The organism is Pseudomonas sichuanensis, assembly GCF_003231305.1.
GTDB lineage: Bacteria > Pseudomonadota > Gammaproteobacteria > Pseudomonadales > Pseudomonadaceae > Aquipseudomonas > Aquipseudomonas sichuanensis.
In genome coordinates this window covers 14,841-26,910 of sequence record NZ_QKVM01000024.1, presented here as the reverse complement: position 1 = coordinate 26,910, position 12,070 = coordinate 14,841, and the positions used below count along the sequence as shown (strand labels likewise).

Genomic DNA, 12,070 nt, shown 5'->3' with positions numbered 1-12,070 from the left:
GCCGTTGCCAGCGCTGCCGCCATCGCGGGGCAAGCCCGCTCCCACAAGAGCTCGTCACCTGCTTATCAACGCTGTTCGATCGGCACGAACTGGCGCTGCTCGACGCCGGTGTATTCGGCGCTCGGGCGGATGATGCGGTTGTTGGCGCGCTGCTCGAACACGTGCGCGGCCCAGCCGGTCAGGCGCGAGCAGACGAAGATCGGGGTGAACAGCTTGGTCGGGATACCCATGAAGTGGTACGCCGAGGCGTGGTAGAAATCGGCGTTGGGGAACAGGCGCTTCTGCTCCCACATAGTCTTGTCGATCGCTTCGGAGACCGGGTACAGCACCTTGTCACCCACTTCGTCAGCCAGCTGCTTCGACCAGCCCTTGATCACCTCGTTGCGCGGGTCGGACTCTTTGTAGATGGCGTGGCCGAAGCCCATGATCTTGTCCTTGCGCTCGAGCATGCGCAGCAGCTCGGCGGTAGCTTCCTGCGGGCTCTGGAAGCGCTCGATCAGCTCCATTGCCGCCTCGTTGGCACCACCGTGCAGCGGGCCACGCAGCGAGCCGATGGCGGCAGTGATGCAGGAATACAGGTCCGACAGGGTCGAGGCACACACCCGGGCGGTGAAGGTCGAAGCGTTGAACTCGTGCTCGGCGTACAGGATCAGCGAGACGTTCATCACCTTGACGTGCAGCGCGCTTGGCTTCTTGCCGTGCAGCAGGTGCAGGAAGTGGCCGCCAATGGTGTCTTCGTCGCTGCTGCAGTCGATGCGCACACCGTGGTGGGTGAAGCGGTACCAATAGCACATCACTGCCGGGAACAGCGCCAGCAGGCGGTCGGTCTTGTCGTGCTGGGCGTCGAAGGTCAGCTCCGGCTCCAGGGTACCGAGCACCGAGCAGCCGGTGCGCATCACGTCCATCGGGTGGGCGTCGCGCGGAATGCGCTCGAGCACTTCCTTGAGCGCCTGCGGCAGGTCGCGCAGGCCCTTGAGCTTGCGCTTGTAGTCGGCCAGCTCGGCTTTGCTCGGCAGCTCGCCGTACAGCAGCAGGTAGGCGACTTCCTCGAACTCGGCGCCGGCGGCTAGGTCGCGCACGTCATAGCCGCGGTAGGTCAGGCCGGCGCCGGCCTGGCCGACGGTCGACAGGGCGGTCTGCCCGGCCACCTGGCCACGCAGGCCTGCGCCACTGAGTACTTTTGCTTCGGCCATGGTGTTTCTCCTTTCTTGAATTTGTTATCGAGGTCTTTCTGGCTAATCGGTTTGCCTGTGCCGGCCTCTTCGCGGGTAAACCCGCTCCCACAGGGGTCGCACAGTTTCAGATACAGCGTCTCATCTGTGGGAGCGGGTTCACCCGCGAAGAGGCCGGTGCAGGCATTCACTTATCCTTTTTTCTGGGCGAACAACGCATCGAGGCTCTGCTCGAAGGCGTGGTAGCCGATGGCATCGTAGAGCTCCATGCGGGTCTGCATGGTGTCGATCACGTTCTTCTGCGTGCCGTCGCGGCGCAGGGCGGTGTAGACGTTCTCGGCAGCCTTGTTCATGGCACGGAAGGCCGACAGCGGGTACAGCACCAGCGATACGTCCACCGAGGCCAGCTCTTCGGTGGTGTACAGCGGCGTCGCGCCGAATTCGGTGATGTTGGCCAGGATCGGGGCTTTCACCCGGTCGGCGAAGGTCTTGTACATCGACAGCTCAGTGATGGCTTCCGGGAAGATCATGTCGGCGCCGGCCTCGATGCAGGCGGCGGCACGGTCCAGGGCTGCGTTCAGGCCCTCTACCGCCAGGGCGTCGGTACGCGCCATGATCACGAAGCTGTCATCGGTGCGGGCATCCACCGCGGCCTTGATGCGGTCGACCATCTCCTGCTGGGAGACGATCTCCTTGTTCGGGCGGTGGCCGCAGCGCTTGGCGCCGACCTGGTCTTCGATATGGATGGCGGCGGCGCCGAACTTGCTCATCGACTTGACGGTGCGGGCAACGTTGAAGGCCGAGGCACCGAAACCGGTGTCGACATCCACCAGCAGCGGCAGGTCGCACACGTCGGTGATGCGGCGCACGTCGGTGAGCACATCGTCCAGGTTGCTGATGCCCAGGTCCGGCAGACCCAGGGACCCGGCGGCGACACCGCCACCGGACAGGTAGATGGCCTTGAAGCCGGCGCGCTTGGCCAGCAGGGCGTGGTTGGCGTTGATGGCCCCGACCACCTGCAGCGGATGTTCGGCGGCAACCGCGTCACGGAAACGCTGGCCGGGCGTGCTCTTCACTGTCATGACTCACCTCGTGGGCTATTGTTGTCGGCGCCTTGGTAGTGACGCTCGATATTGCGTTTGGACGCGCCGATGTGCCGGCGCATCAGGAGTTCTGCGAGTTCGCCGTCGCGGGCTTCGATGGCGTCGAGAATGCGGTGGTGCTCGGCAAAGGCCTGGCGTGGCCGGTTGGGCGTGGTCGAGAACTGGATGCGGTACATGCGCACCAGTTGATAGAGCTCGCCGCAGAGCATCTTGTAGAGGGTCTGGTTGCCGCTGCCCTGGATGATCCGGTAGTGGAAGTCGTGGTCGCCTTCCTGCTGGTAGTAGCCCTGCCCGGCCTGGAACGCGGCGTCGCGCTCATGGGTGTCGAGCACATGGCGCAGTTCGTCGATGGCGGCCTGGCTCATGCGCTCGGCGGCCAGCCGGCAGGCCATGCCTTCGAGCGACTCGCGGATTTCGTAGAGTTCGATCAGCTCGGCATGGCCGAGCGACACCACCCGCGCACCGACATGCGGCACCCGCACCAGCAGGCGTTGGCCCTCCAGCCGGTGAATCGCCTCGCGCAGCGGGCCGCGGCTGATGCCATAGGTGCGTGCCAGTTCCGGCTCGGAGATCTTGCTGCCAGGCGCGATTTCGCCTTTGACGATGGCCGCCTGGATGCGCCGGAAGACGTTTTCCGAGAGGGTCTCGGTCTCGTCCTGCAGGATTGGGGTGGCTTGGGCTGCGTCCAGCATGATTGTCGACACCTTCACATTCAATGACGGCAAAACTAGCTAAATAGGCCGCAAGAGTCAAAGACAAAAAGAACATTGTCGACAATTGTCTAATAACGAACTTACCGCACCGCCGTGCGGTCTGATCGCGGGTGCGCTGGCGTCAACACATCGGCGTGATAGAATGCCGCGCTCCTTCGGGAGCATGGATACGCTGCCTGTCATCATTTCATGCTGATGGCAGGCCAATAGGGACGCTTGGCCAGTCGCCTTGCCCTGAACCCCGCACAGCACCGCGCCAGGATTATGAGACCCATACCCGCTTTATTGCTGCTCTGCCTGACTCTGCTGCCGGCCCTTGCGCCTGCGGCGGAGAAAACCGTCTATGGCCTGAACGAATACGCGCGCCTGGGCGACCTCGACCTGGAAGTGGCGGCCAAGCTCGACACCGGCGCCAAGACCGCCTCGCTCAGCGCCCGCGACATCAAGCGTTTCAAGCGCAACGGCGAAAGCTGGGTGCGCTTCTATCTGGCGATCGACGCCGCCCACAAGCACCCCATCGAACGCCCCCTGGCCCGCGTCAGCAAGATCAAGCGCCGTGCCGGGGACTATGACGCCGAGTCCGGCAAGGCCTACACGGCCCGCCCGGTCATCGAGCTCGATATCTGCATGGGCCAGACCCGACGCACCATCGAGGTCAACCTCACCGACCGCAGCGCCTTCCAGTTCCCGCTGCTGATCGGCTCCGAGGCCCTCAAGCACCTGGATGCGCTGGTCGATCCAAGCCTTAAATACGCGGCCGGCAAACCTGCCTGTGCCACCGAAGTTTCCAAAGCAGAGTAATTCCGATGCGCTCTCTTACCCTCCACCTTAAAGTCCTGATCACCGTCCTGGTGCTGCTGGGCGTCGCGGTCACGGCCTACCAGATCTTCTTCCTGGGCATCCCGGTGACCGAGGACGAGACCGACGACCTGTGGAACATCGATGCCAAGGTCGAGTTCGTCGCCAGCACCAAGGACCCGGTCAAGGTGCAGATGTTCGTGCCCCCGCTCAACCGTGACTATGTCAGCCTCAACGAGAGCTTCATCTCCAACAACTATGGGGTGAGCGTCAACCGGGTCGATGGCAACCGCAAGGTAACCTGGTCGGCGCGCCGCGCCAGCGGCAACCAGACGCTGTACTACCGCCTGGTACTGACCAAGCGCTACAGCAGCGAAAAGACCAAGATCAAAGGCCCGACCTTCCGTGACAGCCTGGCCATCGAAGGCCCCGAGAAGCTGGCCGCCGAAGCACTGATGGCGCCGATCCGCCAGCACTCGGCCGACGTCGAGACCTTCGTCGGCGAGACCATCAAACGTGTCAACAATCTCAACGACGACAACGTCAAGCTGCTGCTGGCCGGCGACACCTCGACGATGAAGAAGGCGCAGATCATCGACCTGCTGCTGTCCATCGCCCATGTGCCGCTGGAGAAAGTGCACACCATCCGCCTGGTGGCCGATACCCCGCAAACCCCTGAACTGTGGCTGCGCAGCTTCAACGGCAACGACTGGCTGTACTTCAACCCGGACACCGGCGAACAGGGCCTGCCCAGCGACCGCCTGCTGTGGTGGACCGGTGACGACAACCTGATCACCGTCGATGGCGGCAAGAAGGCCAACGTCACCTTCAGCATGAACAACAGCGAGATGAACGCCATCCGCCTGGCCAAGCTGACCGACGAGAACACCGACGCCGACTTCCTCGAGTACTCGCTGTACGGCCTGCCGCTGCAGACCCAGCAGACCTTCATGATCATGGTGATGATCCCGATCGGCGTGCTGGTGATCCTGGTGCTACGCAACCTGATCGGTATCCAGACCCTGGGCACCTTCACCCCGGTGCTGATCGCCCTGGCCTTCCGCGAGACACAGCTGGGCTTCGGCATCATGCTGTTCACGGTGATCACCGCGCTGGGCCTGTCGCTACGCTCCTACCTTGAACACCTGAAGCTGCAGATGCTGCCGCGCCTGTCGGTGGTGCTGACCTTCGTCGTGGTGCTGATCGCCGCCATCAGCCTGTTCAGCCACAAGCTGGGCCTGGAGCGCGGCCTGTCGGTAGCGCTGTTCCCGATGGTGATCCTGACCATGACCATCGAGCGCCTGTCGATCACCTGGGAAGAGCGCGGCGGCGGCCATGCCATGAAAGTGGCCATCGGCACCCTGTTCGCCGCGTCCCTGGCGCACCTGCTGATGACCGTGCCGGAGCTGACCTACTTCGTCTTCACCTTCCCGGCGGTACTGCTGATCCTGGTGGGCTTCATGCTGGCGATGGGTCGCTACCGCGGCTACCGCCTGACCGAGCTCGTGCGCTTCAAGGCTTTCCTGAAGAAGGCTGACGCCTGATGTTCGGCCTGATCAAGACATGGAAAGCCCTGGAGGCCCGGGGCATCATGGGTATCAACCGGCGTAACGCGGACTACGTACTCAAGTACAACAAGCGCAGCCTGTACCCGATCGTCGACGACAAGATCATCACCAAGGAGCGCGCGCTGGCGGCCGGCATCCATGTGCCGGAGATGTACGGCATCATCGAGACCGAGAAGCAGATCGAGAAGCTCCACGAGATCATCGGCGAGCGCACCGACTTCGTCATCAAGCCGGCACAGGGTGCCGGCGGCGACGGCATCCTGGTGATCGCCGATCGCTTCGAGGAACGCTACCGCACGGTCTCCGGCAAGATCATCAGCCACGAAGAGATCGAGCACCAGATCTCCAGCATCCTCACCGGCCTGTACTCGCTGGGCGGGCACCGTGATCGCGCGCTGATCGAGTACCGGGTCACCCCGGACCAGATCTTCAAGAGCATCAGCTACGAGGGCGTGCCGGACATCCGCATCATCGTGCTGATGGGCTACCCGGTGATGGCCATGCTGCGCCTACCCACCCGCCAGTCCGGCGGCAAGGCCAACCTGCACCAGGGCGCCATCGGCGTGGGCGTCGACCTGACCACGGGGATGACGCTGCGCGGCACCTGGCTGAACAAGATCATCAGCAAGCACCCGGACACCACCAACGCGGTGGACGGCGTGCAGTTGCCGAACTGGGACGGTTTCATGAAGCTTGCCGCCAGCTGCTACGAGCTGTGCGGCCTGGGCTACATCGGCGTGGACATGGTACTGGACCAGGACAAGGGCCCGCTGATCCTTGAGCTAAACGCCCGCCCTGGCCTGAACATCCAGATCGCCAACGACTGCGGCCTGACCCAGCGCACCCATGCCATCGAAGCGCACATCGAGGCACTGGCCAAAGAAGGCCGCACCGAGACCGCCGAAGAACGGGTAAAGGTGGCACAAGGCCTGTTCGGGCACGTGCACACTAGTTGAACCGTGAGAGCGGGCTTGCCCCGCGATAGCACAGCCAGGCAAAGCCCCAATCGCGGGGCAAGCCCGCTCCCACGATGCCACCCAGCGCCTCTGCACAACATGTGAATGTCGCCACCAGTGCTAGGCGCATTTCCTACACAGGTCTACAATCGCCCTCCTCGCTTTTTCTTCGCCGTCCATTCTGATGCCGACCTGTACACTCCACGCCCTGCCTTACCAGCCCGACCCCGCGCACTACTTCGCACGCCTGCGCACGGCGCCCGGCGCGATCCTGCTCGACAGCGCCCGCCCCAACGCCGAACGGGGCCGCTTCGACTTGCTCAGCGCCTGGCCGTTGCAGCACCTGCAAGCGCAAACCGCAGAGTCGGGCCAGGCGTACCTGCAGCGGCTGCGCAAGGCACTGGCGCAACTGGGGCCGGCGCAGCTGCCCGACGGTGTGGAGCTGCCGTTTGCCGGCGGCCTGATCGGCTACCTGAGCTACGACTTCGGCCGCCGCCTGGAGCAGTTGCCCACACAGGCGGCCGATGATCTAGGGCTGCCGGACGCGCAGCTCGGCCTGTATGCCTGGGCACTGGTCAGCGACCATCATGCGCGCACTAGCCAACTGGTGTTTCACCCTAGCCTGCAAGCCGCTGAACGGCAGCGCCTGGTCCAGCTGTTCGAAGCGCCAACCCAGGCAGACAGCGGCGAATTCGCGCTGCTGGCACCCATGGCTGGCGACCTGTCCGCGGCGCAATACCGTGCAGCGTTCGACAAGGTCCAGCAGTACATCCAGGCGGGCGACTGCTACCAGATCAACTTGACCCAACGCTTTCGTGCACCCTGCCAGGGCGACCCGTGGCACGCCTACCAGGCCCTGCGCGCCGCCTGCCCGACACCGTTTTCCGGCTATCAGCAGCTGGACGCCGGCACGGCGCTGCTGAGCTTTTCCCCGGAGCGCTTCGTGCGCGTCAGCCAGGGCGAGGTCGAAACCCGCCCGATCAAGGGCACCCGGCCGCGCAGCGCCGACCCGCTGGCAGATGCGCGCAACGCTGCCGAATTGCTGGCCAGCCCCAAGGATCGCTCAGAGAACCTGATGATCGTCGACCTGCTGCGCAACGATATCGGTCGCACCTGCCAGATCGGCTCGGTGAAAGTGCCGGAGCTGTTCAGCCTGGAGAGCTATCCCAATGTCCATCACCTGGTCAGTAGCGTCACCGGGCGCCTGGCACCCGGCAAGGACGCACTCGACCTGATCGGCGGCAGCTTCCCGGGCGGCTCGATCACCGGCGCGCCGAAGATCCGGGCGATGCAGATCATCGATGAGCTGGAGCCTGCCCGCCGGGCGCTGTATTGCGGCTCGCTGCTGTACATCGACGTGCGCGGCGAGATGGACAGCTCCATCGCCATTCGCAGCCTGCTGGTCAAGGACGGCCAGGTCAGTTGCTGGGGCGGCGGCGCGGTGGTGGCCGACTCCGACTGGCAGGCCGAGTACGAAGAGTCGATCGCCAAGGTGCGGGTGCTGATGGAGACGCTGCAGGCGCTCTGAGGCATCGCGGGGCACGTGGGAGCGCCGAACCGCCGCTCCCACGATTTCCAACGTGGGAGCGGGCTTGCCCCGCGATTGCGGCGCGACAGGTCTACCCCGCCATTTTTTGTTACCATTCGTTCACTACGAGCGCACAGCGCCACTCACACGATGGAAACCGCCTGATGAGCCAACCCTTCGACGTCGCCGCCCTGGCCGCGACCTATGCCAGCAAGTCCCCGCAGGAGATCCTCAAGCTCGCCTTCGAACACTTCGGCGACGACCTGTGGATCTCGTTCAGCGGCGCCGAAGACGTGGTGCTGGTGGACATGGCCTGGAAACTGAACAAGCAGGTCAAGGTGTTCAGCCTCGACACCGGGCGCCTGCACCCGGAAACCTACCGTTTCATCGACCAGGTGCGCGAGCACTACAACCTGCCGATCGAAATCCTCAGCCCGGACCGCGACAAGCTCGACCCCTTCGTCAAGCAAAAGGGCCTGTTCAGCTTCTACAAGGACGGCCACGGCGAATGCTGCGGCATCCGCAAGATCGAGCCGCTGCGCCGCAAGCTGGCCACAGTCAGCGCCTGGGCCACTGGCCAGCGCCGCGACCAGAGCCCGGGTACCCGCAGCCAGGTGGCAGCCCTGGAGATCGACGGCGCCTTCTCCACCCCGGAGCGCACGCTGTACAAGTTCAACCCGCTGGCACAGATGAGCAGCGAGGAAGTCTGGGGCTATATCCGCATGCTCGAGCTGCCGTACAACAGCCTGCATGAGCGCGGCTTCATCAGCATCGGCTGCGAGCCGTGCACCCGCCCGGTATTGCCCAACCAGCACGAGCGCGAGGGGCGTTGGTGGTGGGAAGAGTCGACCCAGAAGGAATGCGGGCTGCACGCAGGCAACCTGATCAGCAAGGCATAAACGACTGGGGCCGCTTCGCGGCCCTTTCGCTGGCAAGCCAGCTCCCACCCCGAACGCGCCAGCTTAAAGCCATGCGCCTTCCTGTGGGAGCCGGCTTGCCGGCGAAAGGGCCGTGAAACGGCCCCATACAGGTTTGAATCAGTGCACCGGCAGCTCGACGCCTTCGAACAGCTCTTCGAGCTCCTGCTTGTTGTGGCACTGGATGGCCTTGGCCATGACTTCGCGGGTCAGGTGCGGGGCGAACTTCTCGATGAAATCGCACATGAAGCCGCGCAGGAAGGTGCCGCGGCGGAAGCCGATCTTGGTGATGCTGGCCTCGAACAGTTCGCTGGCATCCAGGCACACCAGGTCGCTGTCGAGCTTGGGGTCGACCGCCATCTTGGCCACGATACCCACGCCCAGCCCCAGGCGCACGTAAGTCTTGATCACGTCGGCGTCGGCGGCGGTGAACACCACTTTGGGCGTGAGGCCGCGATGGTTGAAGGCTTCGTCGAGCTTGGAGCGGCCGGTGAAGCCGAATACATAGGTAACGATCGGATACTCGGCAACCGCTTCCAGGGTGAGCTTCGGCAGCTTGGTCAGCGGGTGCCCCTGTGGCACCACCACGCAGCGGTTCCACTTGTAGCACGGCATCATGATCAGGTCGCCGAACAGCTCGAGCGCCTCGGTGGCAATGGCGAAATCGACGGTGCCGTCGGCGGCCATCTCGGCGATCTGCATCGGCGAGCCCTGGTGCATGTGCAGGGCCACTTCAGGGTACTGCTTGATGAAATTGCTGATCACCGGCGGCAGTGCGTAACGCGCTTGCGTGTGGGTAGTGGCGATCGACAGGGTACCCTTCTTCTCGTTGGAGAATTCCTGGGCGATCTGCTTGATGCTCTCGACCTTGCGCAGGATTTCGCCGGCGGTATTGATGATGCGCTCGCCGGCTGGCGTGACGCGGGTCAGGTGCTTGCCGCTGCGGGCGAAGACTTCGACACCCAGCTCGTCCTCGAGCAGGCGGATCTGCTTGCTGATACCGGGTTGGGAGGTGTACAGGCTTTGCGCCGTCGCGGAAACGTTGAGGTCATGGTGCGCCACTTCCCAGATGTAGCGCAGTTGTTGAAGCTTCATAGATATCCCTCAAAGACGGTAGGCCACCGGCGCACTGGCAGCGACGAGTTATAACTATATTAGTGGCTTGGGAAATAAATCTAGAACTATTTTGTTACTCTTGCCCGAAACTACCTACTCTCTACCTTCCCCTTTCCTACGCCCAAGGTGCTGTGCCAGCGGCACCATGTACACGGGCACCGACGACAACTGCAGCAGGCGTACCGCCGTGCGACCAATGGGCACCCCGGCGCCCGCCCCGGCGCTGTGGCTGCCGAAAATCAGCAGGTCGACACTCAGGCGATGCGCCTGCTCGAGGATCACCTGCGCCGGGTCGCCCTGGCGTACCCGCACCGCCTTTATCAGGGCCAGGTCGGCTTCCTCGCCCAGCTCGTCACGAAAATTCTCCAGTACCCGCTGTTCGATAGTGGCCATCACCGTGTTGACCCCTTCGCTGTGCAGCGCGTCCAGGGTTTGCTCATCGAGGTAACTCTGCAGCAGGGATTCGGCAAACTGGCCCATGGGCTCGACCGCGTGGATCACGTAAAGCTCTGCGTTGAAGGTGCGCGCCAGGGCCAGGGCGTGCTGCATGACGAAAGGTGCGTACACACCGAGGTCGGTGGCGTACAGCATGGTGCGGATCATTCGGCCTCCTCGACTGCCGCTACGGCAGAGCAAGGTTGAGCTTAGCAGCGCCACCGGGCGCCGCTTTGCCGTCCGGCGCGGGCTGCAGGGCTGCTCAAGCTTGCCGGTTTTGTCGGTCGATGAAGGCCAGCGCCTGATGCAATGCCTCGATCCGCGGCAGTCGGCAACCGGCCGCATGCGCCCTTGCCAGCGGCTCGGCATAAATGGCCTGCAACTCCAGCGGCCGCTGTGCGGCGTGGTCGTGATACATGCTCGGCCAGTAGTCCGGCATCTGCTCGGTCACCCGGAACAGATGCTCGGCATACCCGTCCGGCAACACCTGCCCGCAAGCACGCGCACCTTCGACCACTTCAGCCATCAACGCCTGGATCAGCGCCCGACTGTCAGGGTCGCTCATCAGGGGCGTGGTGCTGGCCTTGAGCAGCACCGAAAGACCGTTGTACGGCACGTTCCACACCAGCTTCTGCCAGCGCGCCTGGTTGAGGTCGAGCATGGCCTGCGAGTCGATGCCGGCTGCACGGAACAGCCCGGCGCCCTCTTCCACCACCGCCAGCCCGGCATCTTGCGCCGGCCCGCTGTGGTAGCCGAGGTTGACCGCACCCAGAGCCTGATGACGAATGACCCCAGGGCGTTCGCGATTCACGCAGATGAAGCACAGGCCACCGAGCAAGTGCATGTCAGGGCGCAGTGCCGGGCGCAGTTGCTCTTCCACCCCCAGGCCGTTCTGCAGCAATACCACCTTGGCGCCGGGCGCCGCCGCCTGCACGATCGACGGCGCCAGCTCACCATTGCTGGTGGCCTTGGCGCCCACCAGCAGCCAATCGCACGGCGGCATGTCGGCAGCACTGGCGTAAGCCTGGACCCGCTCATGCAACTGGCCGTGCAGCGCGCTGTCGAGTGTCAGCCCGTGCTCACGCACCGTGGCGTACTCACTGCGCAGCAAGAAATGCACATCGAAGCCAGCACGGGCCAGCATCAGGCCATAAAAGCCACCAATGGCCCCGCTGCCAATGATGCCGATGCGAGTATTGCTAACCTGCATGCCTTTTCTCCTTGATGTGTGTTCGTCGGTTTTTAGCACGTAAATCAGCTGGTTTTCGATCCCTCACTATACTGGGGCAAAGAAGGTCAAATAATCGACACGGAGTCGAGCATGTGCGGATACCTGCCTCATCCGGATGACATCCCGGTCGAACTCACCCTTCGCCCCACATCCAGCCTGTTTCGTCGCCACCTCTATACCCAGGGCCTCGGCGGCATCGCCTGCAACCAGCCACGCGCTTACCGTCGCGGCACTGCCGTCGACGTGCTGATCCCTTCACTGGGCCTGGATGCACATTACCCCGGCTATGTCGCCTGGTGCCAACGGCTTGATCAAGGCTATCGAGTGGGCGTGGCCTTCACCGACAGCCAGGCGCTGTTCGGTGCACGCATGGGCGAGCAGGCCTGCCAGATCCAGCACTATTGCCTGGAGCACGCCCAGGCCGATCTTGACAGCAGCGCGGCGCAACAGTTGGCCGCGCAATGGATCAGCCTGCATACCGAGGCCTTTTCCGAGGCGAGCCTGGGCGCCACACCCCCCTGAATCGCCGCTCC

Annotated in this window: 12 protein-coding genes; 6 read left to right on the top strand and 6 right to left on the bottom strand. The window is 63.8% G+C overall.

Annotated elements, in window-relative coordinates; all coding sequences use genetic code 11:
* Nucleotides 1-65 precede the first annotated feature (65 nt).
* The 3 genes from prpC to DM373_RS14405 form a co-directional block, all read right to left on the bottom strand.
* On the bottom strand, nucleotides 66-1,193 hold the full coding sequence (prpC, locus tag DM373_RS14415; protein ID WP_110994211.1) for a bifunctional 2-methylcitrate synthase/citrate synthase: 1,128 nt from the start codon (nucleotides 1,191-1,193) through the stop codon (nucleotides 66-68).
* Nucleotides 1,194-1,363: 170 nt separating this feature from the next.
* Nucleotides 1,364-2,254 carry a methylisocitrate lyase gene (gene prpB / locus DM373_RS14410; RefSeq protein ID WP_110994210.1) on the bottom strand — a complete coding sequence of 297 codons (891 nt, stop codon included), beginning with the start codon at nucleotides 2,252-2,254 and terminating at the stop codon, nucleotides 1,364-1,366.
* On the bottom strand, nucleotides 2,251-2,967 hold the full coding sequence (locus DM373_RS14405; protein ID WP_110994209.1) for a GntR family transcriptional regulator: 717 nt from the start codon (nucleotides 2,965-2,967) through the stop codon (nucleotides 2,251-2,253). Before DM373_RS14405 ends, prpB begins: the two co-directional genes overlap by 4 nt.
* 285 nt (nucleotides 2,968-3,252) lie before the next feature.
* On the opposite strand from DM373_RS14405, the gene rloA reads away from it, so the two are divergent.
* The 5 genes from rloA (at nucleotide 3,253) to DM373_RS14380 (ending at nucleotide 8,737) form a co-directional block, all read left to right on the top strand.
* Nucleotides 3,253-3,789, top strand: coding sequence for a retropepsin-like aspartic peptidase RloA (rloA, locus tag DM373_RS14400; RefSeq protein WP_110994208.1), 537 nt, complete (start codon nucleotides 3,253-3,255; stop codon nucleotides 3,787-3,789).
* Nucleotides 3,790-3,794: 5 nt separating this feature from the next.
* A complete protein-coding gene (gene rloB, locus DM373_RS14395) occupies nucleotides 3,795-5,330 on the top strand; it encodes an osmotic stress tolerance membrane protein RloB (protein WP_110994207.1) in 1,536 nt (511 codons plus the stop codon).
* Nucleotides 5,330-6,310, top strand: coding sequence for an alpha-L-glutamate ligase-like protein (locus DM373_RS14390; RefSeq protein WP_110994206.1), 981 nt, complete (start codon nucleotides 5,330-5,332; stop codon nucleotides 6,308-6,310). Before rloB ends, DM373_RS14390 begins: the two co-directional genes overlap by 1 nt.
* A gap of 184 nt (nucleotides 6,311-6,494) precedes the next feature.
* Nucleotides 6,495-7,838 (top strand): aminodeoxychorismate synthase component I, encoded by a 1,344-nt coding sequence (gene pabB, locus DM373_RS14385; RefSeq protein WP_110994205.1) that lies wholly within the window; start codon nucleotides 6,495-6,497, stop codon nucleotides 7,836-7,838.
* 164 nt (nucleotides 7,839-8,002) lie between these two features.
* Complete coding sequence (locus DM373_RS14380; RefSeq protein WP_110994204.1) at nucleotides 8,003-8,737, top strand: phosphoadenylyl-sulfate reductase; 735 nt, start codon at nucleotides 8,003-8,005, stop codon at nucleotides 8,735-8,737.
* 138 nt (nucleotides 8,738-8,875) lie between these two features.
* Here the strand turns inward: DM373_RS14380 and cysB are convergent, their stop codons facing one another.
* The 3 genes from cysB to DM373_RS14365 form a co-directional block, all read right to left on the bottom strand.
* Nucleotides 8,876-9,850 (bottom strand): HTH-type transcriptional regulator CysB, encoded by a 975-nt coding sequence (gene cysB / locus DM373_RS14375; protein ID WP_011533140.1) that lies wholly within the window; start codon nucleotides 9,848-9,850, stop codon nucleotides 8,876-8,878.
* Nucleotides 9,851-9,964: 114 nt separating this feature from the next.
* Complete coding sequence (locus tag DM373_RS14370; RefSeq protein WP_110994203.1) at nucleotides 9,965-10,474, bottom strand: universal stress protein; 510 nt, start codon at nucleotides 10,472-10,474, stop codon at nucleotides 9,965-9,967.
* A gap of 94 nt (nucleotides 10,475-10,568) precedes the next feature.
* Entirely contained in the window at nucleotides 10,569-11,516 is a 948-nt protein-coding gene (locus DM373_RS14365; RefSeq protein WP_110994202.1) for a putative 2-dehydropantoate 2-reductase, read from the bottom strand.
* 111 nt (nucleotides 11,517-11,627) lie between these two features.
* On the opposite strand from DM373_RS14365, the gene DM373_RS14360 reads away from it, so the two are divergent.
* Complete coding sequence (locus DM373_RS14360; protein WP_110994201.1) at nucleotides 11,628-12,059, top strand: PilZ domain-containing protein; 432 nt, start codon at nucleotides 11,628-11,630, stop codon at nucleotides 12,057-12,059.
* Nucleotides 12,060-12,070: the final 11 nt, after the last annotated feature.

Excerpts from the sequence above, each read along its gene's own strand:
- prpC (WP_110994211.1), bottom strand. The coding sequence starts at position 1,193 with ATGGCCGAAGCAAAAGTACTCAGTGGCGCAGGCCTGCGTGGCCAGGTG.
- prpB (WP_110994210.1), bottom strand. The coding sequence starts at position 2,254 with ATGACAGTGAAGAGCACGCCCGGCCAGCGTTTCCGTGACGCGGTTGCC.
- DM373_RS14405 (WP_110994209.1), bottom strand. The coding sequence starts at position 2,967 with ATGCTGGACGCAGCCCAAGCCACCCCAATCCTGCAGGACGAGACCGAG.
- rloA (WP_110994208.1), top strand. The coding sequence starts at position 3,253 with ATGAGACCCATACCCGCTTTATTGCTGCTCTGCCTGACTCTGCTGCCG.
- rloB (WP_110994207.1), top strand. The coding sequence starts at position 3,795 with ATGCGCTCTCTTACCCTCCACCTTAAAGTCCTGATCACCGTCCTGGTG.
- DM373_RS14390 (WP_110994206.1), top strand. The coding sequence starts at position 5,330 with ATGTTCGGCCTGATCAAGACATGGAAAGCCCTGGAGGCCCGGGGCATC.
- pabB (WP_110994205.1), top strand. The coding sequence starts at position 6,495 with ATGCCGACCTGTACACTCCACGCCCTGCCTTACCAGCCCGACCCCGCG.
- DM373_RS14380 (WP_110994204.1), top strand. The coding sequence starts at position 8,003 with ATGAGCCAACCCTTCGACGTCGCCGCCCTGGCCGCGACCTATGCCAGC.
- cysB (WP_011533140.1), bottom strand. The coding sequence starts at position 9,850 with ATGAAGCTTCAACAACTGCGCTACATCTGGGAAGTGGCGCACCATGAC.
- DM373_RS14370 (WP_110994203.1), bottom strand. The coding sequence starts at position 10,474 with ATGATCCGCACCATGCTGTACGCCACCGACCTCGGTGTGTACGCACCT.
- DM373_RS14365 (WP_110994202.1), bottom strand. The coding sequence starts at position 11,516 with ATGCAGGTTAGCAATACTCGCATCGGCATCATTGGCAGCGGGGCCATT.
- DM373_RS14360 (WP_110994201.1), top strand. The coding sequence starts at position 11,628 with ATGTGCGGATACCTGCCTCATCCGGATGACATCCCGGTCGAACTCACC.